This window comes from Agrobacterium sp. S7/73 (genome assembly GCF_019355535.1).
Lineage (GTDB): Bacteria > Pseudomonadota > Alphaproteobacteria > Rhizobiales > Rhizobiaceae > Agrobacterium > Agrobacterium tumefaciens.
The window spans coordinates 1,522,117-1,548,191 of sequence record NZ_CP072136.1; the positions used below are offsets into that span (position 1 = coordinate 1,522,117).

At 58.6% G+C, this 26,075-nt stretch carries 25 protein-coding genes and 1 riboswitch; of the genes, 10 read left to right on the forward strand and 15 right to left on the reverse strand.

Annotated features, from left to right (window positions below; genetic code table 11):
* Positions 1–5: 5 nt before the first annotated feature.
* Positions 6–995: an RluA family pseudouridine synthase gene (locus J5276_RS07535; RefSeq protein ID WP_003512960.1), complete on the reverse strand. Its 990-nt coding sequence runs from the start codon at positions 993–995 to the stop codon at positions 6–8.
* Positions 996–1,061: 66 nt separating this feature from the next.
* Entirely contained in the window at positions 1,062–1,439 is a 378-nt protein-coding gene (crcB, locus tag J5276_RS07540; protein ID WP_013636055.1) for a fluoride efflux transporter CrcB, read from the reverse strand.
* A gap of 202 nt (positions 1,440–1,641) precedes the next feature.
* Between crcB and J5276_RS07545 the strand changes: the two genes are divergently transcribed.
* Together J5276_RS07545 and J5276_RS07550 are read left to right on the forward strand one after the other, a co-directional pair.
* Positions 1,642–1,932 carry a hypothetical protein gene (locus J5276_RS07545; protein ID WP_065658277.1) on the forward strand — a complete coding sequence of 97 codons (291 nt, stop codon included), beginning with the start codon at positions 1,642–1,644 and terminating at the stop codon, positions 1,930–1,932.
* 119 nt (positions 1,933–2,051) lie between these two features.
* Positions 2,052–2,480, forward strand: a complete 429-nt coding sequence (locus tag J5276_RS07550; protein WP_003512955.1) for a plastocyanin/azurin family copper-binding protein — start codon at positions 2,052–2,054, stop codon at positions 2,478–2,480.
* A gap of 62 nt (positions 2,481–2,542) precedes the next feature.
* On the opposite strand, the gene J5276_RS07555 is transcribed toward J5276_RS07550, so the two are convergent.
* Positions 2,543–3,538 carry a copper chaperone PCu(A)C gene (locus tag J5276_RS07555; protein WP_112155089.1) on the reverse strand — a complete coding sequence of 332 codons (996 nt, stop codon included), beginning with the start codon at positions 3,536–3,538 and terminating at the stop codon, positions 2,543–2,545.
* An 88-nt stretch (positions 3,539–3,626) separates the two neighbouring features.
* Positions 3,627–4,007 carry a hypothetical protein gene (locus J5276_RS07560; protein ID WP_081308534.1) on the reverse strand — a complete coding sequence of 127 codons (381 nt, stop codon included), beginning with the start codon at positions 4,005–4,007 and terminating at the stop codon, positions 3,627–3,629.
* A gap of 173 nt (positions 4,008–4,180) precedes the next feature.
* Between J5276_RS07560 and J5276_RS07565 the strand changes: the two genes are divergently transcribed.
* From J5276_RS07565 to J5276_RS07585, 5 genes are all read left to right on the forward strand, one after another.
* Positions 4,181–4,366 carry a DUF3008 family protein gene (locus J5276_RS07565; RefSeq protein ID WP_003496099.1) on the forward strand — a complete coding sequence of 62 codons (186 nt, stop codon included), beginning with the start codon at positions 4,181–4,183 and terminating at the stop codon, positions 4,364–4,366.
* 124 nt (positions 4,367–4,490) lie between these two features.
* Positions 4,491–4,578, forward strand: a riboswitch (glycine riboswitch).
* A gap of 154 nt (positions 4,579–4,732) precedes the next feature.
* A complete protein-coding gene (gcvT, locus tag J5276_RS07570; protein WP_112155090.1) occupies positions 4,733–5,872 on the forward strand; it encodes a glycine cleavage system aminomethyltransferase GcvT in 1,140 nt (379 codons plus the stop codon).
* A gap of 28 nt (positions 5,873–5,900) precedes the next feature.
* Complete coding sequence (gene gcvH, locus J5276_RS07575; protein ID WP_003512948.1) at positions 5,901–6,263, forward strand: glycine cleavage system protein GcvH; 363 nt, start codon at positions 5,901–5,903, stop codon at positions 6,261–6,263.
* Positions 6,263–9,127: an aminomethyl-transferring glycine dehydrogenase gene (gene gcvP, locus J5276_RS07580; RefSeq protein WP_112155091.1), complete on the forward strand. Its 2,865-nt coding sequence runs from the start codon at positions 6,263–6,265 to the stop codon at positions 9,125–9,127. The genes gcvH and gcvP overlap by 1 nt, the downstream gene beginning before the upstream one ends.
* Before the next feature lie 159 nt (positions 9,128–9,286).
* Positions 9,287–10,090 (forward strand): endonuclease/exonuclease/phosphatase family protein, encoded by an 804-nt coding sequence (locus tag J5276_RS07585; RefSeq protein ID WP_065657935.1) that lies wholly within the window; start codon positions 9,287–9,289, stop codon positions 10,088–10,090.
* A gap of 46 nt (positions 10,091–10,136) precedes the next feature.
* On the opposite strand, the gene J5276_RS07590 is transcribed toward J5276_RS07585, so the two are convergent.
* Positions 10,137–10,640, reverse strand: coding sequence for a hypothetical protein (locus tag J5276_RS07590; RefSeq protein ID WP_003512942.1), 504 nt, complete (start codon positions 10,638–10,640; stop codon positions 10,137–10,139).
* A 195-nt stretch (positions 10,641–10,835) separates the two neighbouring features.
* Between J5276_RS07590 and J5276_RS07595 the strand changes: the two genes are divergently transcribed.
* Entirely contained in the window at positions 10,836–12,113 is a 1,278-nt protein-coding gene (locus tag J5276_RS07595) for an MFS transporter (RefSeq protein WP_112155092.1), read from the forward strand.
* A 60-nt stretch (positions 12,114–12,173) separates the two neighbouring features.
* Here the strand turns inward: J5276_RS07595 and J5276_RS07600 are convergent, their stop codons facing one another.
* From J5276_RS07600 to cysG, 5 genes are all read right to left on the reverse strand, one after another.
* Entirely contained in the window at positions 12,174–12,986 is an 813-nt protein-coding gene (locus J5276_RS07600) for a ferredoxin--NADP reductase (protein ID WP_003512938.1), read from the reverse strand.
* Positions 12,987–13,132: 146 nt separating this feature from the next.
* Entirely contained in the window at positions 13,133–13,639 is a 507-nt protein-coding gene (locus J5276_RS07605) for a DUF934 domain-containing protein (RefSeq protein ID WP_111783314.1), read from the reverse strand.
* 10 nt (positions 13,640–13,649) lie between these two features.
* Positions 13,650–15,320: a nitrite/sulfite reductase gene (locus J5276_RS07610; RefSeq protein ID WP_112155093.1), complete on the reverse strand. Its 1,671-nt coding sequence runs from the start codon at positions 15,318–15,320 to the stop codon at positions 13,650–13,652.
* Between the two features lie 8 nt (positions 15,321–15,328).
* Positions 15,329–15,643, reverse strand: a complete 315-nt coding sequence (locus J5276_RS07615) for a DUF2849 domain-containing protein (RefSeq protein WP_003512933.1) — start codon at positions 15,641–15,643, stop codon at positions 15,329–15,331.
* On the reverse strand, positions 15,636–17,099 hold the full coding sequence (gene cysG, locus J5276_RS07620; protein ID WP_112155120.1) for a siroheme synthase CysG: 1,464 nt from the start codon (positions 17,097–17,099) through the stop codon (positions 15,636–15,638). Before cysG ends, J5276_RS07615 begins: the two co-directional genes overlap by 8 nt.
* 262 nt (positions 17,100–17,361) lie before the next feature.
* On the opposite strand from cysG, the gene J5276_RS07625 reads away from it, so the two are divergent.
* Together J5276_RS07625 and mazG are read left to right on the forward strand one after the other, a co-directional pair.
* Complete coding sequence (locus J5276_RS07625; RefSeq protein ID WP_038490910.1) at positions 17,362–17,949, forward strand: deaminase; 588 nt, start codon at positions 17,362–17,364, stop codon at positions 17,947–17,949.
* 64 nt (positions 17,950–18,013) lie between these two features.
* On the forward strand, positions 18,014–18,859 hold the full coding sequence (mazG, locus tag J5276_RS07630; RefSeq protein WP_025593370.1) for a nucleoside triphosphate pyrophosphohydrolase: 846 nt from the start codon (positions 18,014–18,016) through the stop codon (positions 18,857–18,859).
* 202 nt (positions 18,860–19,061) lie between these two features.
* Here mazG and hflX read toward each other — a convergent pair whose 3' ends face one another.
* The 5 genes from hflX to J5276_RS07655 all read right to left on the reverse strand — a co-directional run bounded on the left by hflX (position 19,062) and on the right by J5276_RS07655 (position 26,064).
* On the reverse strand, positions 19,062–20,429 hold the full coding sequence (gene hflX / locus J5276_RS07635; RefSeq protein WP_236761495.1) for a GTPase HflX: 1,368 nt from the start codon (positions 20,427–20,429) through the stop codon (positions 19,062–19,064).
* A gap of 165 nt (positions 20,430–20,594) precedes the next feature.
* Entirely contained in the window at positions 20,595–20,837 is a 243-nt protein-coding gene (hfq, locus tag J5276_RS07640; protein WP_003496145.1) for an RNA chaperone Hfq, read from the reverse strand.
* 184 nt (positions 20,838–21,021) lie between these two features.
* The gene (trkA, locus tag J5276_RS07645) at positions 21,022–22,398 is read right to left on the reverse strand and encodes a Trk system potassium transporter TrkA (RefSeq protein WP_003512920.1); all 1,377 of its coding nucleotides are present in this window, start codon (positions 22,396–22,398) and stop codon (positions 21,022–21,024) included.
* A 50-nt stretch (positions 22,399–22,448) separates the two neighbouring features.
* Complete coding sequence (locus tag J5276_RS07650; protein ID WP_003512918.1) at positions 22,449–23,813, reverse strand: sigma-54 dependent transcriptional regulator; 1,365 nt, start codon at positions 23,811–23,813, stop codon at positions 22,449–22,451.
* Entirely contained in the window at positions 23,803–26,064 is a 2,262-nt protein-coding gene (locus J5276_RS07655; RefSeq protein WP_003512916.1) for a PAS domain-containing sensor histidine kinase, read from the reverse strand. The genes J5276_RS07650 and J5276_RS07655 overlap by 11 nt, the downstream gene beginning before the upstream one ends.
* Between the last annotated feature and the right edge of the window lie 11 nt (positions 26,065–26,075).

Consider the following 26,075-nt stretch of genomic DNA (forward strand, 5'->3'; position numbering starts at 1 on the left):
TGATATCAGCCTTCCCTGTCGCCATCGGCCACGTCGAGGCCGAGCAGGTTCCAAGTCTGTACCATATGCGGTGGCAAAGGCGCGCTGACGCGAAGCCGGCCGCCATTCGGGTGCGGAATGTCGATATGGCGTGCATGCAGGTGCAGACGCTTCTGGACGCCGCCCGGAAAATCCCAGTTCGGATCATCGATGTAATATTTCGGATCGCCGATGATCGGGTGCCCCATATGCAGTGCGTGAACGCGCAGCTGGTGGGTACGGCCGGTATAGGGCTCCATTTCCAGCCAGGCGAGGTTCTGCGCGGCGGTATCGATGACACGGTAATAGGAAATGGCGTGATCTGCCCCCTCCTCGCCGTGCTTGGCAATGCGCATGCGGTCGCCGTCGGGGGTCTGCTCCTTGACCAGCCAGGTGGAAATCTTGTCCTGATGCTTGCGCGGCACGCCGCGAACCAGCGCCCAATAGGTCTTCTTGGTATCGCGCTCGCGGAAAGCGGCCGTCAGCTTCTGTGCAGCACCTCGGGTGCGGGCCACCACCAGCACGCCCGACGTGTCACGGTCCAGACGGTGCACCAGACGCGGCTTTTCGCCCTTCGGGCTGGTCCACGCTTCCAGAAGCCCGTCGATGTGACGGTTGACGCCCGAGCCGCCCTGCACGGCAATGCCGGCCGGCTTATTGAACACCAGAACCTTGTCGTCCTCATGCAGCAGCATGCGCGCCAGAAGTTCGCCGTCTGCCGAATGTTTGAGGTCCCTGGATCCGATTGGTCCGCTTTTGACCTTGAGGTCGGAATCAACAGGCGGCACACGCACCATCTGCCCCGGCTGCACCCGTGCGTCCGTCTTCACCCGGCCGCCGTCCACACGCACCTGTCCGGAGCGCAGAAGCTTTTGCAGCTGCCCGAACCCCAGACCCGGATAGTGAATCTTGAACCAGCGATCGAGGCGCATACCGGCCTCGTCGGCCTCGACCTTGATATGCTCGATACCTGCCATGAAATTTCCAGTCTCTCTGTCTTGATCGCGCGCCCTGTTATCCGGCGCACCGTTTGGAGCAAGCCTTTAGAACAAACTGCGGCCCAAGGCCAGCCCGGCGAAAACCGCCGCGATGGAAACCACCAGGCTTGCCGTGATGTAAACCGCTGAAAGGCCGAGCGCGCCACGTTCGAAAAGCGCTACCGCATCCAGCGAGAAGGACGAAAAGGTGGTGAAGCCACCGAGAACGCCGGTGACCAGAAACAGACGCATCTCCATGGACGCGTTCAGCCGCCTTGCAACAAGCTCAACCAGGAAACCGATGAGAAAGGATCCGACCACATTCACCGCCAGCGTTCCCCAAGGGAAAGTCATACCCACAAGGCGCACACTCAACAGACCGACGAGATAGCGGAAAACCGAACCGATTGCGCCGCCTGCTGCGACAAGAGCGATATTCAGCATTTGGGGAATGTCTCCGGAGAAATACCCGACGGGTCTGTTGAAGACGTTTTCTAGAACATAGCCACGGGTGGTGAAACCCCCTCGTCCCGACCTTTTTTCGATTAAAACTCGATTAAATTGCACGTCCGCGATTTAGGCTTCCAACAAGACGCAGCTGCTAATCTGCGGTTTTACAGGTCGGCGAAGGATGGCCGGAGGTTGGATGACACAGGTTCTTTCCGTTTCTGCAAACACTGCGGCCTACGCACTGGAGGCCGTGAAGCCGTCGCAGCGTGTATCGCGCAGAAGCGAGGTTGAGGAAGCCATTCACGAATTGGCGCGCAAGGCCGAACAGGGAGACGATTTCCAGTTGAGAGCCTTGCTCACCGCCATCAAGCCGCCGGCCTTGACCCTCTATTTCCTGACAAGCGCCAGCCATCGCAACGCCCCCCAGACAACACTCGATCAGGCCGTGCAGGCCTACGAGGAAAACCAATCCAATAAAAACTTATAATATCAATTTGATATCCATACTTATTAAATCGATTTATAAGTTTTTTAGTGCGCATTTCGCCCGTTCAGGTTGTTGTCAGATTCAAATTTTAGTCCTTCGGTACCAACTGGAGGAAGATCATGATTTCTATTGCTCGTCACGTCACAGCCACCACGATCGCGCTCCTTGTTTCGGCGCCGGCTTTCGCGGCCACGACCATCAAGGTCACCGAAGGCGGTGAAGGTGGCGGACCAATGACACTCGTTATGGACCAGACGACGGTCAAAGCCGGTGAAGCCGTGTTTCATGTGCATAACGATGCCATGAGCGAGCAGCACGAAATGGTGCTCGTCAAGCTGAAGTCTGCAGACGAAAAAATACCGCTCAATACCGCGAAACACCGTGTCGATGAAAAACAGCTTAAAAGTCTTGGCGAAGTGGCCGACCTGAAGCCCGGCGGCGATGGTCAGCTCAAGGCAAAGCTTACGCCCGGCACATATCTCCTCTTATGCAACATAAAAGGTCACTACGAAGCGGGTATGCAGGCCAAGCTGACTGTTACAAAATAATATTGGTCGAACAAGCTGAGGCTGCCGGATGAGTATTGCGTTCCGGCAGCCTCTTTTTTGCGTCAGTTGTGCTGGTGAGCGTTCTTGTCGTCACCACCCTTGGCCGAGCCTGCGGAAAGCACAATCTCGACCTTGCCAGCCTTTTCAAAGATCAGCGTCACCGGCACCTTGTCGCCTTCGGCAAACGGCTTCTTCACGTTGAAGAACATCATGTGCAGGCCGCCGGGCTTCAGTTCCACTGTCTCACCGGCGGGAATGACGATGCCGTCATCCAGCTTGCGCATTTTCATGACGTCGTTGACCATGGCCATTTCGTGAATTTCCGCGCGGCCGGCGGCGGAGGATTCGACGCCGATCAGCTTGTCGTCGCTGGAACCGGTATTCTTGATCGTCACATAACCGCCGCCCACGGGCTGACCGGGCAGCATGGCCTTTGTCGCGCCAGCCGAGAGCTCGAGACTGCCAGCCTTCACCACGTCCATATCCATATCCATATCCATGGCCATAGCGGAATGGTCATGCCCGCCGGCATGGGCTTTTGCGGTAACGCGGATGGTCGGCGCCGGGCTTTTCAACGAATGCGGATCGACGCCTGCGGCCGCCACCTCGTCCCAGGAAACCTTGCCTTTGTCGCCGCAAAGCTGCGTTACCTTGAAGGGAAGGTCCTGCCCGGCCTCTATGCCGGAGATTTTTCCCTGAACGGCAAAGGTGTCATAGAATTCATCCGGCAGATTGCCGCCCTTCCAGCGGATTTCGACCGCACCGCTTTTGATGTCCTTCCCGTGGTTCTTGTAGGCTTTCTGATAGTCGCCCTTGATGACCTCAAGGTCCCAACCGGCCTTGGGCTGCGGCTTGGCAGTGATGAAGCCTTCCGGCAGCTTGATCTGCACTTCTGTGGTGGCAAGTCCGCCATCGCAGCCATGCGGCACCTGAAGTGCGGCAACGATGGTGCTTTCCTGTTCGGCCGAACCGTCAACGAAGGTCGTATGGGCGAAGGCCTGCGCCGTCGAGACGGAGGCGACGAACAGGGTGCAGGTGATGATCTTGGTGGTTTTCATTTGTTTGTCCTTGCGACTGCGGCGCCATTGGCCCGGGCAGCTGCTCCGTGCCGCCACCCGGCGGCGATGATCCTGTGAAACGAAGAGATCAGGCGGACAGGGTTGGTGGGCCGCGTGCGGACGGTTTGCGGATCGTCTGGACCGAGTGAAAGCCCCATTCCGCGGTCAGGCGATTGTCGAGCCAGGCGAATTCCGTCCTCAGCCAGCCGGCCGCATCGGGCACCGGCAAGAGAATGGACGAGGCCAGCAGGCAGGCCTCGCAAAACAGGATCGCATCGCTTGAATGGGCGGGGCCGTCATTGGGGTGCGAGGCATTTACCCCGCCGCTGTGGCCTAGGCAGATTTCGGCAAAGGTGCCGTCCGGCAGCCGGTAACTCTCATCCAGAAGAACGGCAGGTGCCGCGGCGAGCGCGGGCTTGTGGGCAAAACCAAGCGACAACATCAAAAGCGCACAGAAAATGCGAAGCATTTTCTCCACCCTTGTCAGCGGTCGTTTTCGATTTGCGTCCATCTTCTGGCGATACCCCTCTTTCTTTCCGATTTCAAAGGGGAAATTTGCCGCAGGCCCAACCGCTCAAAGGAACAATCGATACAGGGCGGCATTTCCTTTCCAATACGGATCGTTTCGGAAGGAGTACCGACATGCCAGCCAAATCGAAAGCCCAGCAGAAAGCCGCAGGTGCGGCGCTGGCCGCCAAACGCGGTGAAGTCAAGAAATCCAGTTTACAAGGTGCTTCAAAAAGCATGGAGAAGTCCATGACAGAAAAGGAACTTGATGAACTGGCGTCCACAAAGCGCAAGGGTCTGCCGGAGAAAAAATCAGACTGACGGCACGCCTCACACAAGGAACTCGCCGTGTATCTAGTCAGCGATGGCGCAGATGGAGCAAAAATCTGTTCAGATGCGTCATTTCGTCCTTGCCAATGACCGGGCTTCGAAGATAATGAGCCTCGCATCATCGTTGGGAGAAACCGCTTCATTGCGGTGCCGAAGGAGCAACCGCCCCGGAAACTCTCAGGCAAAAGGACCACCGGTGACGACGGAACTCTGGAGAGAAGCCACCTTTCATAAGGACGGCTCGCCGAAGGGATAACAATCTCAGGCGACAAGGACAGAGGGGGCTCTTGAACCCGGCGCGTTTTTCGCGTCATGACCTGAGCCCGCGCGATCTTTCGCGCAACCCTGGAGGCGTCCTTGGACGATACCGCCGAGCTTAAAATCACGCCGCTCCGTTCCCTACATGTTTCCCTCGGCGCCCGCATGGTGCCTTTCGCCGGTTACGACATGCCGGTGCAATATCCAGCGGGCGTGCTGAAGGAACATCTTCAGACCCGTACCTCTGCTGGCCTCTTCGACGTGTCCCACATGGGCCAGGTTATCGTGAAGGCGAAGTCGGGCAACAATGCCGACGCTGCAATCGCGCTTGAAAAACTGGTGCCGGTTGACATTCTCGGCCTAAAGGAGGGCCGCCAGCGTTACGGTTTCTTCACCGATGAAAACGGCTGTATCCTCGATGATCTGATGATCACCAATCGCGGCGATCACCTTTTCGTCGTCGTCAACGCGGCGTGCAAGGACGCCGATGTCGCCCATATGAAGGCGCATCTTTCTGACACTTGCGACATTACCCTTCTCGATGATCGGGCGCTGATTGCGCTTCAGGGACCACGCGCTGAAGCGGTTCTGGCCGAGCTTTGGGCCGGTGTTTCCGAAATGAAGTTCATGGACGTGCTGGAAGTTCCGCTGCACGACGTTCCCTGCATCGTTTCCCGTTCCGGTTATTCCGGCGAGGATGGTTTTGAAATCTCCGTGCCTGCCGAAAAGGCGGAAGAGATCGCAAAGGCCCTGCTTGAGCACCCTGATTGCGAGCCGATCGGGCTTGGAGCGCGCGACAGCCTGCGTCTTGAAGCTGGCCTTTGTCTCTACGGCAACGATATCGATACAACGACCTCCCCGATCGAAGCCTCGCTTGAATGGGCGATCCAGAAGGCGCGCCGCGCCGGTGGTGATCGCGAAGGCGGTTTCCCTGGGGCAGAGCGTATTCTCGGTGAACTCAAGGACGGCACATCGCGTCGTCGCGTCGGCCTGAAGCCAGAGGGCAAGGCACCGGTGCGCGGTCATTCCAAGCTTTTCGCGGATGCCGAAGGCAAGACGGAAATCGGCGAAGTGACTTCCGGCGGCTTCGGTCCGTCTGTCGAAGGTCCCGTTGCCATGGGTTACGTCCCGGCGGCCCATACTGCTCCCGGCACGGCGATCTTTGCGGAAGTGCGCGGCAAATATCTGCCCGTCACCGTCGCTGCCCTGCCCTTCATCAAGCCCACCTACAAACGATAATCTTCATCCCATCTCCGGAGAGAATACGATGCTGAAATTTACCGCAGAACACGAATGGCTGAAGTTCGAAGGCGATATCGCCACCGTTGGCATTACCAGCCACGCCGCTGAACAGCTTGGCGACCTCGTCTTCGTCGAATTGCCGGAAGTGGGCGCCACCTTCTCCAAGAATGGCGACGCGGCGACCGTTGAATCCGTCAAGGCGGCTTCCGATGTCTATTGTCCGCTGGATGGCGAAGTGGTGGAAATCAACCAGGCCATCGTCGACGATCCCTCGCTGGTCAATTCCGATCCGCAGGGTGCTGGCTGGTTCTTCAAGCTGAAGCTCTCCAACGCCGCGGATGCCGATACGCTGCTCGACGAGGCAGCCTACAAGGAGCTGATCGCGTAATGACGACGCCCACGGAATTCCATTTCACCGACTATCAGCCCTATGATTTCGCCAACCGGCGTCACATCGGGCCGTCGCCGTCGGAAATGGCGGAGATGCTGAAGGTCATTGGCTACAAGAGCCTCGATGCCCTGATCGACGCCACCGTTCCCTCCTCCATCCGCCAGAAGGTGCCGCTGACCTGGGGTGCAGCGCTGACCGAACGCGAGGCGCTCGACCGCCTGCGCGAGACGGCCAACAAGAACCAGGTGCTGACCTCGCTGATCGGCCAGGGCTATTACGGCACAATCACGCCGCCGGTGATCCAGCGTAACATTCTGGAAAACCCGGCCTGGTACACAGCCTATACGCCTTACCAGCCAGAAATCAGCCAGGGCCGTCTTGAGGCGCTGCTGAACTACCAGACCATGGTCTGCGATCTGACCGGCCTTGATGTCGCCAATGCATCGCTGCTCGATGAAGCGACTGCTGCTGCCGAAGCCATGGCGATGTGCCAGCGCGTCGCGAAGTCCAAGGCGACCGCCTTCTTCGTCGATGCCAATTGCCATCCGCAGACCATCGCGCTGATCGAGACACGCGCGGCGCCACTCGGCTGGAAGGTTATCGTTGGCAATCCATTTACCGATCTCGATCCTGTCGACGTGTTCGGCGCGATCTTCCAGTATCCGGGCACCCACGGTCACGTCAGCGATTTCTCGGGCCTGATTTCCCGCCTGCACCAGACGGGTGCCATCGCTGCCGTTGCCGCCGATCTTCTGGCGCTGACGCTGTTGAAGTCACCCGGTGAAATGGGTGCGGATATCGCCATCGGCACCTCGCAGCGTTTCGGCGTTCCGGTCGGCTATGGTGGTCCGCATGCGGCTTACATGTCCGTCAAGGACGCACATAAGCGCTCCATGCCTGGCCGCCTGGTCGGCGTCTCAGTCGATGCGCGCGGCAATCGCGCCTATCGTCTGTCGCTGCAGACCCGCGAGCAGCATATCCGCCGCGAGAAGGCTACCTCCAACATCTGCACCGCGCAGGTGCTGCTTGCAGTCATGGCGTCGATGTATGGCGTTTTCCATGGCCCGCAGGGCATCAAGGCAATTGCCCAGCAGACCCACCAGAAGGCCGTTTTGATGGCCAAGGGCCTGGAGAAACTAGGCTACGTCATCGAGCCGGAAACCTTCTTCGACACCATCACCGTCGAAGTCGGCCATATGCAGGGCGTCATCCTGCGCTCGGCCGTTGCGGAAGGTGTGAACCTGCGCAAGGTCGGCGCGACCAAGATCGGCATGAGCCTTGACGAGCGCACGCGTCCCGCGACGCTTGAGGCGGTCTGGCGCGCATTCGGCGGCAATTTCTCGATCTCGGATTTCGAGTTGGAATATCGCCTGCCGAAGGAACTGCTGCGCACCAGCCAGTACATGACGCATCCGATCTTCCACATGAACCGTGCCGAAAGCGAGATGACCCGTTACATCCGCCGTCTTTCGGACCGTGATCTCGCGCTCGACCGCTCGATGATCCCGCTCGGTTCCTGCACCATGAAACTGAACGCAACTGCGGAAATGCTGCCCATAACATGGCCGGAATTTTCCGACATCCATCCCTTCGTGCCGGCCAATCAGGCGCTCGGCTACAAGGAGATGATCGATGACCTCTCGGAAAAGCTGTGCTCGGTCACCGGTTACGACGCCTTCTCCATGCAGCCGAATTCCGGCGCTCAAGGGGAATATGCGGGGCTCCTGACCATCCGCAACTACCACATCGCCAATGGCGGCGCACATCGCGACGTTTGCCTCATTCCAACCTCGGCGCACGGCACCAATCCAGCCTCCGCGCAGATGGTCGGCATGAAAGTGGTGCCGGTGAAAGTGCGGGAAAATGGCGACATCGATATCGACGATTTTCGAGCAAAAGCAGAGCAGTATGCGGAAAACCTCTCGTGCTGCATGATCACCTATCCGTCCACCCATGGCGTGTTTGAGGAGACGGTTCGCGAGATTTGCGATATCACCCATAAACACGGTGGTCAGGTCTATCTTGACGGCGCCAACATGAACGCCATGGTTGGTCTTGCCCGTCCCGGCGATATCGGTTCCGACGTCAGCCACCTCAACCTGCACAAGACCTTTTGCATCCCGCATGGCGGCGGCGGTCCGGGCATGGGGCCGATCGGCGTCAAGGCGCATCTTGCTCCCTATCTTCCCGGCCATCCGACGACGGACGGTCGTGAAGGTGCGGTTTCGGCTGCCCCCTTCGGCTCGCCGTCGATCCTGCCGATTTCCTGGAGCTACTGCCTGATGATGGGCGGCGAAGGGCTGACGCAGGCGACCAAGGTTGCGATCCTCAACGCCAACTACATCGCCGAACGGCTGAAGGGCGCTTACGACGTGCTCTACAAGTCCGAAACGGGACGAGTGGCGCATGAGTGCATCATCGACACCCGACCGCTGGCAGACAGCTGCGGCGTGACGGTGGACGACGTTGCAAAGCGCCTCGTCGACTGCGGTTTCCATGCGCCGACCATGAGCTGGCCTGTTGCCGGCACGCTGATGATCGAGCCGACGGAATCCGAGACCAAGGCGGAAATCGACCGTTTCTGCGATGCCATGCTGGCGATCCGCGAGGAAGCCCGCGACATCGAGGAAGGCCGTGCGGACAAGACCAACAATCCGCTGAAGAACGCGCCGCACACGGTGGAAGATCTCGTCGGCGAGTGGGATCGTCCCTACAGCCGCGAACAGGGTTGCTTCCCGCCCGGCGCCTTCCGCATCGACAAATACTGGTCGCCGGTAAACCGCATTGACAATGTCTATGGCGACCGCAACCTTATCTGCACCTGCCCGCCGATGGAGGCTTATGCCGAGGCCGCCGAATAAAGGCATCGGTACGAACGAACTTATGAAGGCCCGGAGCGATCCGGGCCTCTTTCGTTCCGGACACAAGCCCCAAGACTGCGCTACCACGTCACATGCGATTGATCGTAACCCGTTCCATGCTAAACCGGATGCTGCAATTTAAGCGGTGATGGAGTTTGAATGCGTTTGATTTGCCTGAATGGTTGGGGCGGAAAGCTCCATGACGAGCTTGTTCCCTATATCTCCGCGTCCGATCCCGACATTCTATGTTTGCAGGAAGTGGTGCACACACCGGCAGCCGAAGAGGACTGGCTGAGCTATCGCGATGACGGTAGGGACCTGCCACAAAGGGCGAACTTCCTTCGCGATGTCGAAGAAGCCCTACCCGATCATCTGGCAATCTTTTGCCCTGCGTCACAGGGTGACCTCTGGCACGGGGAGACACGATATCCCTCACAATGGGGGCTGGCGACTTTCGTGCGTAAATCCATCGCGATTGTTGCGCAGGCTCAAGGTTTCGTGCACGGCTGCTTTTCTGCGAATGGATACGGAGATCACCCGCGTTCGCGCACGGGCCATGCTGTCAGGGTTTTCGACTTCACGACCGGTCAGCCAGCCGTCATCGCCCATATGCATGGGCTGCGTGACCCCAACGGTAAACACGATATTCCCGCCCGTCTGGTGCAAGCAAAACGCCTCGTGAAACTCGTCAAAGACATCGCGGAGGATGGTGACCGGATCATCGTCTGCGGCGATTTTAATGTTCTGCCTGAGAGCGACACCTTCACGGTATTGAAGGAACTGGATCTCATCGAACTCGTCACAACACGTGGTTTCACAGACACGCGCACCTCGCACTATGCCAAACAAAACCGTTTTGCAGATTACATGCTGGTCAACCCGGTTGTGCAGGTCGATCACTTTGATGTGGTGAGACAGCCAGAAGTCTCGGATCATTGCCCCTTGCTGCTCGAATTCAGCTAGAGGCTTAAGCCGCCTTATAGGTCGTTGTCTTCATCTCACGGTTTGGTCAGCGCACGAGCCGGATATCGCTCGTCACCACCGTCTTGCCGGTCCTGCCGTCCTTGTCGGTGGTGCGAAGCCGCAGGCCGTTTTGCCCGACTTTTTCGATTGTCATGGCTGCGACGCGGTCGCCGTTGATGTCGCGGTTCCAGCGAACCGTCAGATTGATTGCATTTCCCTGTCGCGTACCGGAAAGGGCAGACGGTCGGCCGGAGGGTCCGGTGTAAGCGCCGCTGTAACGTCCGCCTTTCTCTGACAGGTCGGCTGCAATTGCGCGCCTGACCACCAGAAGGCCACGGCATGTGCCGGACATATTAAGCGACGAGGTCCCCGTTTTGGAATTCAGCGTACAATTGACGTTGATTGGCGGCGTGCCAATGCGGGTGATCACGGTTCCCTTCCCCGCCCATGTGCCTTTCAGCGACGAGAGGAATTCGCGTTCGTCCGCTAATGCCGGCTGCACACCGAGCAGCCCTGCAAAAAATAAACTCGTGATAGCCGTCGTTTTCATGGCGCGTATCCAATTTTTCACGAAGACTAACTCGCTTGCACCGTCAAACGTTCCTCCGGTTTATTTAGCAACTGTCAAAAAATTCGAGAGGCTCATGTTTCTATCGCGCCGATGCAACCAAATGCAGGCATAGATGTTTCTCGCCAGCGTCGATCAATTTCTGATCACTACCGCATATTTTTCGGAGCATATTTCATGACGACGATCGGCGTTTTGGCACCGCGCGGCAGCCTCCCCTCCGGCGGTCTGCCTCGCAGCGGTGGTATGTCAGACCGCACGCTTTTTGCCCTTGCGGCGCTTAATTTCTTTCTGGCTGATGCCCGTGACGGGCTAGGGCCTTTTCTGGATGCATTTCTGGCGACACAGGGCTGGTCATCGCTTTCGCTGGGGATGATTGCCACGGTCGGCGGCCTCGTCGGTCTGCTTGCCACACCGTTCTGCGGCGCCTTGGTGGACGGCACGACGTGGAAAAGAACGTTGATTGCCATCCCCGTCGTTCTCGTGACCGTCGGTGCGCTGATTACGCTGATTTTTCCCGATGCGTGGATCGTCTGGACCGGCCAGATCATGACTGCGGTTGTCGGCGCCGTCGTGGGACCGGCTCTGGCCGGACTGACGCTTGGTCTGGTCGGTGAACGCCTGTTCTCCCGTCAGATATCGCGAAACGAATTCTGGAATCATGGCGGCAATTTCGCATCGCTCTTCGCCACTTACGTTGCTGTTTCCTTCTTCGGCTTGCATGGCGTCATCGGGCTGATGCTTTTGACGGCTGCCGGCGCACTTGTTGCCGCCGCCGCCATCGACCCCGACAGGATCGACCACAAGGTGGCGCGAGGCCTTGGCGAAGACAAGGGCGAACCGGGGCCTTCAGGCATCAACGTGCTGCTTCACGAACGCGGTCTGATATTCCTCGCGATCATTCTTCTTATATTCCACTTCGGCAACGCGCCGATGGGGCGGCTTATCGCGCAGAATTTCGCCATCGAACTGCAGACACCATTTCGCACAACAGCGATCATTACTGGCGTCGCGCAATTTGCCATGATCTTCGTTGCGGCCCTGGCGCCGTGGCTGATCCGTCGCTTCGGTCTTGCGACGGTATTCCTGATCGCGCTTGCCGCCCTTCCGATCCGCGGTCTGCTGGCTTCCGCCTTCACCGATTTCTGGGTAATCTTTCCGGTGCAGCTGCTTGACGGTATCGGTGCCGGCCTTCTGGGCATCGTGACGCCTGTGGCCGCCGAACGCATTCTCAAGGGAACCGGCCGGTTCAATGTCGGCCTTGCAAGCGTCATGATGGTGCAAGGCATTGGTGCGTCCCTCAGCAACGTCGTTGCCGGCTGGCTGGTAACCAAAGGCGGTTACGCCCTTTCGCACTTGGTCGGCGGCGGCATATCGGCAATCGCCATCGCTCTCTTCTTCATCTACCGAAACGAGATCGCCCCGAAGCAGGCCGACGAAGTACTGCCTCAGTAAACCGTACAAATAAAAAAGGAGGCCTCACGGCCTCCTTCATCCAACTTGCGCAAGTGTCGGTTATCCGACGAAAGCACGCTCGATGACGAACTCGGCAGGCTTGTTGTTCGCACCTTCGTTAAGGCCGGCCTTTTCAAGAAGCTCCTTCGTGTCCTTCAGCATGGCCGAAGAACCGCAGATCATGCCGCGATCGATAGCGGGATCGAGTGCGGGAACACCCAGATCCGCAAACAGCTTGCCGTTCTCAATCAGCGAGGTGATGCGGCCCTTGAAGGGATAATCCTCGCGCGTGACAGTCGCATAGTGCTTGAGCTTGTCGCCGACGATCTCGTTCAGGAATTCATGGTTCCTGATTTCCTCGACCAGATCGAAACCGTATTTCAGTTCGGCCACATCGCGGCAGGTATGGGTGAGGATGACCTCTTCGAACTTTTCATAGGTCTCTGGATCGCGGATCAGGCTTGCGAAAGGTGCAATGCCGGTGCCGGTCGAGAACATATAGAGCCGTCTGCCTGGTGTCAGGGCATCCAGAACCAGAGTTCCTGTCGGCTTCTTGCGCATAAGCACGGTATCACCGGGCTTGATCGCCTGAAGATGCGAGGTCAACGGGCCATCCGGAACCTTGATCGAGAAGAATTCGAGTTCCTCGTCCCAGGCAGGGCTGGCGATGGAATAAGCGCGGTAGATCGGCTTTTCGCCGACCATCAGGCCGATCATGGCGAATTCGCCGGAGCGGAAGCGGAAGCCGGCCGGACGCGTCATGCGGAAACGGAACAGGTGATCCGTATAGTGCTCCACCGACAAAACTGTCTCGGCGTAAACACCATCAGGTATCTTGATCGCGAAATCTTCCGTCTTGGCTGGCGCGTTCATTTCAGGTTCCGTCCATTCATTCGATAAGCGACATTCTTCGACCGGGCAATTATACCATTTTTGCCGCGGTTTGAAGGCATGAGAATATCAATACTGCCATGCGCGCAGAAAATATGCATCTAAAACTCATATTTCCGCACAGCGCGTCATTGGGCCGCACGGCGGCGCCAGCTATAGGCCTCTCCACCGTTGGCCGGAAGGGCCGTCGGCTGGTAATAGACCGGGATTTCCGGCAGGCGATTTTCGGACAGGCGGCGGATCGCCGTCTCGTTCGTCACCGCAAAGCTGGTAAAGCCGGTGCGCAGCATCAGCGGCACCTGGTCGATCAAAACATCGCCAACCGCCCTCACCTCACCGGCAAAATCAAGACGGCTGCGCAGCAACGAGGCATGGCTGAAACCCCGCCCGTCATTGAAGGCCGGGAAGCTGACGGCGACAAGGTCGATGCGGTCGAGATAGGGCTCGAGCCGGGTGACATCGTCGGAAGGTGCAATCAGAACGCCGAGGCCGACATCATTGCTTTCAGCCGCACGGACAAGGAAATCAGCGAGCGACAGCACCGGTTTCTGCTCGGCAGTTGCCTTCACCTCTTCCGTTTCGATCACCCAGGGATCGTTTTCCACGAAGCCGTCGCGGTTCCAGATTTTCGTCATGGCAATCTCCTCAGGCGGCTTCAGCGGCGGAACCGTAGAGCGCATCCTTGAACGGCTGCGGTCCGACGCGGCGATAGGCTTCGAGGAAGGTTTCTTCCTTCGAAAGACGCAAGCCCAGATAGGTGTCGACGATGGTTTCCACCGCGTCGGTGACTTTTTCCGGCTCGAAACCGCGGCCAATAATCTCACCAATCGAGGTGTTTTCATCACCCGATCCGCCAAGCGTGATCTGGTAGAGTTCCGCACCCTTCTTCTCAACACCCAGAAGACCGATATGGCCGACATGGTGGTGGCCGCAGGCATTGATGCAGCCGGAAATCTTGATCTTAAGCTCGCCGATTTCCGCCTGACGTTCCGGCGCGCCAAAACGGGTGGAGATTTCCTGCGCCACCGGAATGGAGCGCGCATTGGCAAGCGCGCAATAGTCCAGCCCGGGACAGGCAATGATATCGGTGATCAGCCCGGCATTGGCAGTCGCCAGTCCAGCTCCTACAAGTGCGCGATAGACCGGCTCGAGATCGGCCAGTGCCACATGCGGCAGGATGATGTTCTGCTCGTGGCTGATGCGGATTTCGTCAAACGCGTATTCGGCGGCGATATCGGCGACGAGTTCCATCTGCTCGTCAGTCGCATCGCCGGGAATGCCGCCAATCGGCTTCAGGGAAATCGTCACCATGCCGTAGTCCGGATGCTTATGCGGCTGGACGTTCTGCTCGACAAAACGGGCAAAACCCTGATCCGCCCGCTTCCAGCGCGCCAGGCTCTCCCAGCCTTCAGGACGGTCCTTCAATGCTGGCGGTGCGAAATACGCGGTAATGGCCGCAATATCGGCATCCGGCAGCTTCAATTCGGTGTTTTTCAGCTCCGCGAATTCAACCTCGACCTGGCGGGCCAGTTCTTCTGCGCCGGTTTCATGCACGAGGATCTTGATACGCGCCTTGTACTTGTTGTCGCGGCGGCCGTGCAGGTTGTAAACGCGCATGACGGCCGTGGTATAGGACAGCAGGTCTTCTTCCGGCAGGAAGTCGCGGATCTTCTTGGCGATCATCGGCGTACGGCCCTGCCCGCCGCCGACATAGACGGCAAAACCGATCTCGCCCTTGTCGTTCTTTTTCAGATGCAGGCCGATATCGTGAACCTGAATCGCGGCGCGGTCGCGCTCGGCGCCCGTTACAGCGATCTTGAACTTGCGCGGCAGGAACGAGAACTCCGGATGCACGGAAGACCATTGACGCAGGATTTCCGCATAAGGACGCGGATCGGCGACCTCGTCTGCGGCGGCGCCCGCGAAATGGTCGGCGGTCACGTTGCGAATGCAGTTACCCGAGGTCTGCAGCGCATGCATTTCCACGCTTGCCAGTTCGGAGAGGATATCGGGCGTGTCGGACAGGCGCGGCCAGTTGTACTGAATGTTCTGGCGGGTGGTGAAGTGGCCGTAACCCCGGTCATATTTGCGGGCGATATGGGCCAGCATCCGCATCTGCTGCGAATTCAGCGTGCCGTAGGGAATGGCGACGCGCAGCATATAGGCATGGAGCTGGAGATAGACACCGTTCATAAGGCGCAGCGGCTTGAACGCGTCCTCGGCAAGCTCGCCGGACAACCGGCGCTCGACCTGATCGCGAAACTGTGCCACGCGGCCTTCAACAAATGCATGATCGAACTCGTCGTAACGGTACATATTCTTCCTCAGACTGCGATGAATGCTGCATCGGCCGGCTTGAAGCCGTTGGCATAGTGCATGGTCGGGCCAGCGGCGCGAATTCGCTCACGAAGCCGCGTCGGCCAAAGCTTGCCATTCTCCTCCACCACGTCGATGACATTCACGTCAACGACCTTGTTGGCGGAAAAATCCCGCTTGCCGATTTCCTCGAACGAAGCGACGGCCTCTGCGTGGCGGGCGACGATTGCGTCCTGCAGGTTCTCCGTCCATTCGCCATTGGCATCGAGCCATACAGCGATCCCATCGCCCAGGCGGTTGGCGGTCAAAACCTTGTCAGCCATTTGCATACTCCCTTTTAAGGTTCGCTGGCCGCGCAACAAGCGCGAGCGCCTCGGACCTGTCAAAATTGGCGCCCGCCACCGCATCGCCGATGATGACCATGACCGGACCGGTCAGTTCGTCGCGATGTTCGAGGTCGGGCAAATCTTTCAAAGTGCCATGCAGCAGGCGGCGATCCGCGCGGCTGGCATTTTCGATGACGGCTACGGTCGTTTCCACGCCGAGACCCGCCTCTATCAGCCTCGTCGCGACCGACGCGGCAACGCTGCGGCCCATATAGACAGCAATGGTAGCGCCGGAGACGGCAAGCCGCGCCCAGTCCGGCAGGACATCGCCAGTCAGATCGTGGCCGGTGGTGAAAATCAGCGACGAAGCGACACCGCGCAGCGTCAAGGGCAATTCGAAATCCGCAGCAGCGGCGAAGGCGGAGGTAATGCCCGGAACGATCTCGTAACCGATACCGGCATCGCGCAGCGCCGCCATTTCCTCTCCCGCTCGGCCATAGACCAGCGGATCACCGGATTTGAGGCGCACGACGCGCTTGCCGTCTTTACCAAGACGCACCAGCAGGCGGTTGATCTCATCCTGCGACTTGCTGTGGCAGCCCTTGCGTTTGCCGACGGAAAGCCGCTCGGCGTCGCGGCGCCCCATGTCAACGATTGCCTGCGGCACTAGCGCATCGTAGACGATCACATCCGCTTCCATCAGCACGCGCTGCGCGCGCAGCGTCAACAAATCTTCAGCACCGGGACCAGCGCCCACAAGCCAGACGCGGCCTTCGCTGCGCTCGGGCGATTGCAGCAAACGGTCAGCGGCATGGCGGGCGGATGATGTATCGCCGAGAGCGACGGCATCTGCGACAGCACCGGAAAAGAACCGGCGCCAGAAATTGCGCCGCAACGCGCCCTTGGGAACATTCTGCTCGGCGGCGTCACGATATTGCACGGCGAGACGCGCAAGCTTGCCCAGCGACGGAGACAGCATCTGATCGATACGTGCGCGGATCATCTGGGCAAGAACCGGGCCTGCGCCTTCGGTGCCAATGGCGATGGCGACGGGTGCGCGGGCGACGAGTGCCGGCGTGAAGAAATCGCAGAACTCCGGCTGATCCACCGCATTGGCAGGGATTTTCTTGGCGCGCGCAGCCAAAACGATCTCACGGTCCAGTGCCTCGTCTCCAGTCGCGGCAAAAACCAGCGTCGCGCCTTCAATCAGCTGGCTTGCGAAACCCAAAGCCCGATGATCGATGCCGTTTTCGCTGATATAGCGCGCAAAATCCGCTTCCGGCTGGTCGGCATAAGCAATGATATGTGCATTGGTATTGGCAAGCAGCCTTACCTTCGCAAAGGCCTCGTCGCCATTGCCGAAAACAGCGACCTGCCGTCCCTCAACCCGGAAGAACGCGGGGAAGGTCGAAAGGCGATCGCCAGAAGCGGAAAAATCGTGTTCGTTGTGCATCGGGCATTTATCCCGCATTGCGGCGCAAGATTGAAGAAACAGAAATTCAAGCCTTTCCGACACCTGGATTTTTATTTCTCGAACACCCCTGTTTTTGAGGAAAACTAACCGGCGCACCTTTATCAACCCTGTCGAACGCCTCGAAATCCCCTGAGAATCCCTTGACAAACCAGGCCCTCGCGCCGAACAAGAAGGGACTATTTTCGTCGATTTCTCCATGCAAAAACCGCTTCACTCTGAGGCGGTACGAAGGATCAGACCCTTGACCAGCTCGACAATTGCCGCCCGTCTTCTCGATGTTATCGAACACGATATCCTGCCCCTGACGGCGCGCGGCGTCAGCCTCGGCAACAAGGTTTTCGGTGCGGCGATCCTGCGCAAATCCGACTTGTCGCTGGTGATCGCGGAGACGAATAACGAGCTGGAAAACCCGCTCTGGCATGGCGAAGTGCACGCGCTGAAGCGGTTTTACGAGCTGGGTGAGAAACCGAACACCAAGGAATTGATTTTCCTTTCCACCCATGAACCCTGCACCATGTGCATGTCCGCCATCACCTGGGCCGGCTTCGACAATTTCTACTCCTTTTTCAGCCACGAGGATTCGCGCGACGCTTTCGCCATTCCGCACGACCTGAAAATCCTCAAGGAAGTTTTCGGGCTGGAGCCGGGCGGGTATCGCCGCAGCAACGCCTTCTGGAACTCTTTCTTCATTGCCGATCTGGTGGAGAGCGAAGACGATCCGCTGAAGACCGAGCTGAAGGCGCAGACGGCCCGCATCAAGGCTGCCTATGACGAGCTTTCCACCAGCTATCAGTCATCGAAGAGTGGCAACGATATTCCGCTGAACTAGAGCATTTCTAGACGGTTTTCCGCCTGGATATGTATGAAAATAAAGAACGAAGGTTTGAAAGACTATGGAAGCCTCGAAGGATATTTCCCGCCTGATCGAGATCATGGAAGCCCTGCGCCAGCCGGAAACCGGCTGCCCCTGGGATGTCGTCCAGACCTTCGAGACGATCAAGCCTTACACCATCGAAGAGGCTTATGAGGTTGCCGACGCCATCGAGCGCAAGGATATGGACGATCTTTGCGAAGAACTGGGCGACCTGTTGCTGCAGGTGGTTTTCCATGCCCGCATCGCCGAGGAACGGGGCGAATTCGCCTTTGGCGACGTGGTTGAGGCCGTGACGTCCAAAATGATCCGCCGCCATCCGCACGTCTTTGCCGTTTCCGCCGCCAATACGCCTGACAGCGTCAAGCTGCAATGGGACCAGATCAAGGCCGAGGAAAAGCGCGAGCGTGCGGAACGCCGCGCCCGCCGCGGTATCACCGAGGATTTCAAGGCCGGCTTTTTAGGCGGTGTGCAGCGTAGCCAGCCGGCTCTGACCGAGGCTCTCAAGTTGCAGGAACAGGCTGCGCGCGTCGGTTTCGATTGGTCGGATCCAGCCCCCATTCTCGACAAGATCGAGGAGGAAATCGCCGAACTGCGTGAAGCGCTGGCGGAGGGAAAGCCGGAGAAGGTCTCTGATGAACTTGGCGATCTCATCTTCGCGCTGGTCAATATCGGCCGCCATGTCAAAGCCGATCCGGAAGACGCGCTGCGCGGCACCAATACGAAATTCCGCAGACGTTTCAATCACATCGAGACGTCGCTCACCGAAAATGGCGAAACGCTTCAGGAAGCGAGCCTTGAGAGAATGGAAGACCTGTGGCAGGCGGCAAAACGCATAGAACGCTCGCTGGATATGATTTCGTCCTGATCACCCGGATATGCTGAAAAACTCAGAGCGCCCGGTGCTTTCGACAGTGGTGACGAAAACCTAGAACCTCTCCTGCGTCACGCTCGGGCCTGCCCCGAGCATATGCGACGTCCTGATTGTATCTTGTGTGTCTAGATCCTTGGGACAAGCCCAAGGATGACGTTGAGTATAAGGGAACATACCGCAATCGTTCTCGGAGCGCTTACTGCTCCCAGTCTTCCCGCTCGCGGATGGTTGCCTTTCCAAGCTTCCGTTCCAGCTCGGTGGCCTGCGCTTCCGACAGGCGTACATCAAGGGAAACCGAACCGTCCTCATTGTCTTCGCGGCTATCCACGATGGAGTTGCTATAGACCCATGAGATCAGCGGCAATTGCTCGACGGAGAGGACTACAGTCGTTTCCGTCAGGACACCTGACAGACGGCCGGAAATCTCGTCCATCAGGGCATCGACGCCCTCGCCCGTGACCGCCGAAACGGCACGAATATCGGAGCGGCCCTCGGCACGTTCAATGATGGCGTCATGCGCTTCGGGTTCGAGACGATCGACCTTGTTCCAGACCTCGATGATGCGCTTTTCGGCTTCCTTTTCGTCGATGCCGAGATCGCCAAGAATGCGCAGCACATCGGCCGACTGGGCGGCATTATCCGGATCGGACATGTCGCGCACGTGCAAAATAAGATCGGCTTCCAGCACCTCTTCCAGCGTTGCGCGGAAAGCGGCGACGAGATGTGTCGGCAGATCGGAGATGAAACCGACGGTATCGGACAGGATAACCGTGCGGCCATGCGGCAGCTTCATGCGGCGCAAGGTTGGATCGAGCGTTGCGAACAGCATGTCTTCCGCCAGAACGCCAGCGCCGGTAATACGATTGAACAGGGTGGACTTGCCGGCATTGGTATAACCGACCAGCGCCACGATCGGATGCGGCACCTTTCGGCGCTTGGCGCGGTGAAGCTGGCGGGTGCGCACGACCTGCTCCAGCTCGCGCTCGAGCTTGACGATGCGATCCTGCAGCAGCCGACGGTCGGCCTCGATCTGCGTTTCACCCGGACCGCCCATGAAGCCCGCGCCACCGCGCTGGCGTTCAAGGTGGGTCCAGCTTCTGACGAGGCGGCCCTTCTGATAGTTCAGATGCGCAAGATCGACCTGCAACGTGCCTTCCTTGGTGGAGGCACGGCGGCCGAAGATTTCGAGGATCAGGCCCGTCCTGTCGATGACCTTGGCATTCCACTGCTTTTCAAGATTGCGCTGCTGCACCGGGGTCAAAGGATGATCGACGATCACCAGACCGGAATTGGTTTCATCCAGAAGATGGCCGATTTCCTCGATCTTGCCGGTTCCAAACAAAGTCGCCGGACGCGGCTGGTTGACCGGCACGACAAGACCTTGCGTCACCTCAAGATCAATGGCGAGCGCCAGCCCCTTTGCTTCCTCAAGCTTGGCCTCAACAGACCGTACAGGAGAAACCGGACCCGCCACCGCATCACGGCTTTCGCGCTGCTGCTTGAGGACAGGCACGATGACCACCGCACGCATGTCGTCGCGGTGCTTTTCCTGTTCGGGGATCATCGATTCGTTCGAGGTGTCGCGCGTCGTAATGGGTTCAGCCTTATCAAGAAATGAATTTGCAGCCGACCGCATCCGTGCGGACGACTATGTGGATTAACCTGATTGAACCGGAAATGTTCCCGGTTCAGGTCAGCTTATATCGAAGATACCGTTGAGGGAGCCTGATCAGGCTGCGCCTTCTTCGCTCTCGAACATCTGCATCGGCTGGCCGGGCATGATGGTGGAGATCGCATGCTTGTAAACAAGCTGCGAGTGACCGTCACGGCGCAGAAGCACGCAGAAATTATCGAAGGAAGTGACAACGCCCGTCAGCTTGACGCCGTTGATCAGGAAAATCGTGAGCGAAATCTTTTGCTTACGAACGGTATTGAGGAAAAGATCCTGAAGGTTTTGAGAACGTTCCGCCATGGCGCCGCTTCTTTCTTTTTTGCCGGCAGGGATACCGGAAAATAATCAATCAATAATAAGCCGGCCGAGTCTAGTCCCCCGCTTGGCCGACCTGCAACTCTGGTATCAAATCGTGTCCTGTTCCGCAACGGCGAAAACAGCCGAATGAGTACGAGTATTGACCTGCTTTTTCGATTCGAAACAGTCAGAAATATTGTATCGAAACCCGGAAAAGCTGTTCCACGTCGCGCACCGCATCGGCAGATGCAAACAGCACGACGCGGTCCTTCGCCTTGATCTTCGTGCTGCCGTCCGGGCGGATCACCACACCGTCGCGATAGATCGCGCCGATGCGCACGCCATCAGGCATATCGATGTCACGGAAGGACTGGCCGACCAGCGGCGAAGTCTCCAGCGCCTCTGCCTCGATTACCTCCGCCGAGCCGCGCTGAACGGCATAAACCGACCGGATACGGCCCTTGCGCACATGCTGGAGAACGCGCGAAATGGTAACGGCCCGGGGATTAATATAGGCGTCGAGACCGAGTGAATCCGCAACCTCGTGAAAGGACGAGCTGTTCAACAATGCAAGGTTGGATTTGCAGCCGAGCTGCTTGGCCATCACCGCCGCCAGTATATTGGTCTGATCGCTGTTGGTCAGCGTCACGATCAGATCCGCATCCTGAATATCGGCCTGCAGCAAAATCTTCTGGTCCAGCGCCGAACCATGCATGACAATGGTGTTGCTGAGCTGTTCCGATGCGGCAATAGCCCTGTCGCGATCCGCCTCGATGATCTTTACCCGCGTCTTAGGCTGCAACTCCTCGATCTTCTGCGCGACGAAGTGGCCAATATTGCCGGCGCCCGCAATGACGATGCGCTGCGCCTCCTGCTCCTCATGGCCGAAGAGGCCAAGGGTGCGGCGTGCGTGCTGGCGCTGACAGATGACATAAGCGAGGTCGCCGACGCGCAGCTGCTCGGAGGAGTGCGCGACCTTGAGGATGCCGTTCCGGTAGACACCCACCACGGTTGCGATAAGGTCCGGAAAGAGGTTGGAAAGCTGCTGGAGCGGCGTATTGATGACCGGGCAGTCCTCCATGCACTCGATTGCCAGCATGAAGACCGTGTCGTCGGCGAAACGCACGACATCGGTGGCACCCGGAAAGGCGATGCGCCTGAGTACCATCTTGCCGACTTCGACTTCAGGCGAAATCGTCACGTCGATCGACATGTTTTCGCGGCTGAACAGATCGGCATATTCCGGTTTCAGATAGCTTTGGTCGCGGATGCGGGCGATCTTGGTCGGAACGCTGAACAGCGCATGCGCAACCTCGCAGGCGACGATATTGATCTCGTCATGCAGGGTCACGGCGATGATCATGTCGGCCTGGTCCGCACCCGCCTTTGCCAGCATGTCGGGATGGGCGCCATGGCCGACATAACCGCGCACATCCAGCGTCTCTGTAATGGCGGTAATGAGGGTCGCGGAGGTATCGATGACCGATACCTCATTATCCTCGCGCGACAGTTGTTCGGCAATGCCGTAACCCACCTGCCCTGCGCCGCAAATGATGACTTTCATGCTGTCTCTCTGACGGAATAATCGATTACGACGACTTGGGCCTTCGTCTCTTATACGCCGAGAGATTTCAGTTTGCGATGCAGTGCCGATCTTTCCATGCCGACAAATTCCGCCGTTCGTGAAATATTGCCGCCGAAGCGGTTGATCTGGGCGACCAGATAGTCCCGCTCGAACATTTCACGTGCTTCGCGCAGCGGCAGGGTCATGATGTGCTGATCGCCTTGCGCCGAAATCTTCGGCAGCATGTCGCCAATATCCGCCGGCAACATGTCTGCCGAGATTGGTGCCTCACCGCCTTCGGGGCGTGCCAGAATCATCAGCCGCTCGATATTGTTGCGGAGCTGGCGAATGTTACCCGGCCAGTCATGCGTCTGGAGAACGGCCATGGCGTCATCGCCGATCTTGCGCGGGCGGATGCCGGCCTGTTCGGAAATCTGCCGCATGAACATGTCTACGAGGAAAGGAATATCCTCACGCCGCTCGGACAGCGCCGGCACCTTCACCGGCACCACGGCGAGGCGATGGTAGAGATCTTCGCGGAACTGGCCTTCGGCGATCAGGCTTTCGAGGTGATGGGCGGTTGAGGAGATGATGCGCACATCCACCTTTACCCGCTTGCCGCCACCGACACGCTCGAACTGCTGATCGACCAGCACGCGCAGGATCTTGTTCTGGGTTTCGCGCGGCATCTCGCCGACTTCATCGAGATAGAGAACACCGCGATGGGCCTCTTCCAGAGCGCCCACCTTGCGCGGCTGCCCGGGCAGGCCTTCCGTGCCGAACAAGGCGATTTCCATGCGGTCCGGCGTGATGGTCGCAGCGTTCAGCGCAACGAAAGGTCCTGTAGCACGCGAGGATTTCTTGTGCACCATGCGCGCCACCAGCTCCTTTCCGGAACCGGAGGGGCCGAGAATCATGATGCGGCTGTTGGTGGGCGCCACGCGGTCAATGGTCTGGCGAAGTTGGGAAACCGCAAGCGACGCGCCGACGAGTTCAACCGCATCGCCAGTGCGCTTCTTGAGTTCCTGCACCTCCCGCTTCAGCTTGGAGTTCTCCAGCGCGCGTTCGGCAATCAGGATCAGGCGGTCTGCCTTGAACGGCTTCTCAATGAAATCGAACGCGCCGCGCTTGATGGCGTTGACGGCGGTTTCGATGTTGCCGTGACCGGAAATCATCACAACAGGGATATCGGGATGGCGGCTCTTGATCTCGTCCAGCAGGGCCAGACCGTCGAGCTTCGACCCCTGCATCCAGATGTCGAGAAAGATGAGACGCGGAACGCGTTCGGAAATGGCGGCCAGCGCGCTGTCGCTGTCGAACGCCATGCGCGTCTCGTGGCCTTCATCGGAAAGAATACCCGCTACGATTTCGCGAATGTCCGCCTCGTCATCCACGACCAGAATATCAGACGCCATATGCTGCTTCCTTGTTATTTTTGCCGCCGACCGCCTCGATATAGGGCAGCAGCACTCTGATCATGGCACCGTGGCCATGGTCGAACTCCGGCGGGGCATCGTGGAGTTCCAGATACCCGCCATGCTCTTCGATGATTTTCTTGACGATGGCGAGGCCGAGGCCCGTGCCCTTGTCCCGCATCGTCATATAGGGTTCGAGAATGCGGTGACGGTTCTCGACGGGCAAGCCTCTGCCATTGTCGATGATGTCAGCCACGAACCGCGAATTGGCCTCGTCAAAGGATGCGCGCACCAGGATTTTACCTGGCCGCTTTTCGCCTTCCACCGCTTCGATCGCTTCCGTTGCATTCTTGATGAGATTGCCGAACGCCTGTCCCAGCATGCGGGCATCGAACATGCCCTCCAGCGGGACATCGCCAAATTCCGTCGAGAATTTCGTGTCTGCGGCGCTTATTTCGCGCAGGAATGCCGCGTCCTTCAAGATCGAACGCAGGTCCGACTTTTCCTTCGTGGGCTTCGGCATGCGCGCAAAGGCCGAGAATTCATCCACCATCCGGCCGATGTCACCAACCTGCCGGACGATGGTGTCCGTACACTGGTCAAAGATGGCGCGATCGTTCTCGTCGATCTGCTTGCCGAAGCGGCGTTTGATGCGCTCGGCGGAAAGCTGGATAGGTGTCAGAGGATTCTTGATCTCATGCGCAATACGCCGCGCGACGTCGGACCAGGCGGTCGAGCGCTGGGCAATGACGAGATCGGTGATATCGTCGAGAGTGATGACGTAGCTGTCGCGGCTGTCGCGTGCATCTTCACGGGTCACCTGCACATTGAGCGTCCGTTCGGTGCCGCGCCGCATGATGTTGATCTGCTTGCGGAAATTGCCGCGCGACCAGGTGTTGGCCTCGGTCACGACCTCTTCGATTTCAGGCGCGATATCAGATAGTTGCGCACCGATCAGCTGGTCGGAGGAAAGCGCCACGAATTCTTCAGCCGAAGGATTGACGATGGTGATCCTGCGGTTTTCATCAATGCCGATAACGGCGGCGGTAACGCCCGACAATACGGCCTCGATGAAGCGGCGGCGATCATCGATGTCGTCTTTCGCTTCAATGATCTGTTCCTGTTGGCTGCGCAGTTCCGAGACCATCTTGTTGAAGGTGCGCGACAGGCGGCCAACGTCGCCATCGATGGCGCGAACGGGAACCAGCACATGCATGTTTCCGGTGGCGACACTGTCTGCGGCGCTGATGAGGAGACGGATAGGACGCACGATACGGTCGGCTACCGCAATCGCGGTCCAGATCGCCGCCAGAAGTACGATCAGCGCGAAACCGAGATAGAGGATTGCAAACGCAATCTGCAACGGCGCACGGCCGGCCTCCATCGCCTTGTATTCGGCGCGGTTCTCTTCCATTAGCCGCATCGCGCCCATTACCTTGGGATCGACGGCACGCACGGTGTAAAGGAACGTACCGCTGATGCCCTCGAGCTTGATGATGGCGCCGACGAGATTGGTGATGCCAGGCGGAATAAGGGTTGGCTGACCAGCGGCGGCCTTTTCAAGCGCATCGTGCGGAATGGCCGGAAGCGGCTTTTCCGTCTTGATATCGGCTTGCGCGACGGCGTCGCCGTCTTCCTGCACCAGGAATGCGCCGAGAAGACCACGGCCCTTGGCCTGACGGGTCATGAGATCGACGAAGCCGGTGCGGTCGAGATAAAAGAGCGCGCGATTGCGGTCGAGGTCAGTGGCCATCGACAGGGTCTGCCCCTGAAGATAACCGGCATTCTCCATCATATAGGCTTGGGCGATATTGCTGGAGGAATCGACGATCGACTGGGTACGTAGCGCAAACCAGCGGTCGAGACCGACATTCAGCGTCAGACTGGCGAAGATGGCGACAAGAACGGCCGGTGTAATCGCAACGATGGAAAACAGCACGACGATGCGCACATGCAATCGTGCCGCCGCCCTGCCCTTTTTCCGCGCTTTCAGCAGGCGGTTGATTTCCCGACCGATGAGAAAGATCAGTCCGATCACGAAGACCGAATTGATGACGACCGAGGCGATGACGACATTCGATGTCGGCGCAATCGGTGTTACGCCCAGAAGCACGAAAAGTGTCAGTATGGCGCAAACAAGGGCGACACCGGCAAGCACCAGCCCCGGCAGAGCGAAAGACATCCTGCGATCGGCTACCACCATTCCCGCTGCGTCTTCGGCAACGGCTTTTTCGGCGGCGGGTTTCCGCATGCATTTCTCCC

Bases quoted from the DNA above. Each gene is read 5' to 3' on its own strand.
- J5276_RS07535 (WP_003512960.1), bottom strand. From the start codon at position 995: ATGGCAGGTATCGAGCATATCAAGGTCGAGGCCGACGAGGCCGGTATG.
- crcB (WP_013636055.1), bottom strand. From the start codon at position 1,439: ATGCTGAATATCGCTCTTGTCGCAGCAGGCGGCGCAATCGGTTCGGTT.
- J5276_RS07545 (WP_065658277.1), top strand. From the start codon at position 1,642: ATGACACAGGTTCTTTCCGTTTCTGCAAACACTGCGGCCTACGCACTG.
- J5276_RS07550 (WP_003512955.1), top strand. From the start codon at position 2,052: ATGATTTCTATTGCTCGTCACGTCACAGCCACCACGATCGCGCTCCTT.
- J5276_RS07555 (WP_112155089.1), bottom strand. From the start codon at position 3,538: ATGAAAACCACCAAGATCATCACCTGCACCCTGTTCGTCGCCTCCGTC.
- J5276_RS07560 (WP_081308534.1), bottom strand. From the start codon at position 4,007: ATGCTTCGCATTTTCTGTGCGCTTTTGATGTTGTCGCTTGGTTTTGCC.
- J5276_RS07565 (WP_003496099.1), top strand. From the start codon at position 4,181: ATGCCAGCCAAATCGAAAGCCCAGCAGAAAGCCGCAGGTGCGGCGCTG.
- gcvH (WP_003512948.1), top strand. From the start codon at position 5,901: ATGCTGAAATTTACCGCAGAACACGAATGGCTGAAGTTCGAAGGCGAT.
- gcvP (WP_112155091.1), top strand. From the start codon at position 6,263: ATGACGACGCCCACGGAATTCCATTTCACCGACTATCAGCCCTATGAT.
- J5276_RS07585 (WP_065657935.1), top strand. From the start codon at position 9,287: ATGCGTTTGATTTGCCTGAATGGTTGGGGCGGAAAGCTCCATGACGAG.
- J5276_RS07590 (WP_003512942.1), bottom strand. From the start codon at position 10,640: ATGAAAACGACGGCTATCACGAGTTTATTTTTTGCAGGGCTGCTCGGT.
- J5276_RS07595 (WP_112155092.1), top strand. From the start codon at position 10,836: ATGACGACGATCGGCGTTTTGGCACCGCGCGGCAGCCTCCCCTCCGGC.
- J5276_RS07600 (WP_003512938.1), bottom strand. From the start codon at position 12,986: ATGAACGCGCCAGCCAAGACGGAAGATTTCGCGATCAAGATACCTGAT.
- J5276_RS07605 (WP_111783314.1), bottom strand. From the start codon at position 13,639: ATGACGAAAATCTGGAACCGCGACGGCTTCGTGGAAAACGATCCCTGG.
- J5276_RS07610 (WP_112155093.1), bottom strand. From the start codon at position 15,320: ATGTACCGTTACGACGAGTTCGATCATGCATTTGTTGAAGGCCGCGTG.
- J5276_RS07615 (WP_003512933.1), bottom strand. From the start codon at position 15,643: ATGGCTGACAAGGTTTTGACCGCCAACCGCCTGGGCGATGGGATCGCT.
- cysG (WP_112155120.1), bottom strand. From the start codon at position 17,099: ATGCACAACGAACACGATTTTTCCGCTTCTGGCGATCGCCTTTCGACC.
- mazG (WP_025593370.1), top strand. From the start codon at position 18,014: ATGGAAGCCTCGAAGGATATTTCCCGCCTGATCGAGATCATGGAAGCC.
- hflX (WP_236761495.1), bottom strand. From the start codon at position 20,429: ATGATCCCCGAACAGGAAAAGCACCGCGACGACATGCGTGCGGTGGTC.
- hfq (WP_003496145.1), bottom strand. From the start codon at position 20,837: ATGGCGGAACGTTCTCAAAACCTTCAGGATCTTTTCCTCAATACCGTT.
- trkA (WP_003512920.1), bottom strand. From the start codon at position 22,398: ATGAAAGTCATCATTTGCGGCGCAGGGCAGGTGGGTTACGGCATTGCC.
- J5276_RS07650 (WP_003512918.1), bottom strand. From the start codon at position 23,813: ATGGCGTCTGATATTCTGGTCGTGGATGACGAGGCGGACATTCGCGAA.
- J5276_RS07655 (WP_003512916.1), bottom strand. From the start codon at position 26,064: ATGCGGAAACCCGCCGCCGAAAAAGCCGTTGCCGAAGACGCAGCGGGA.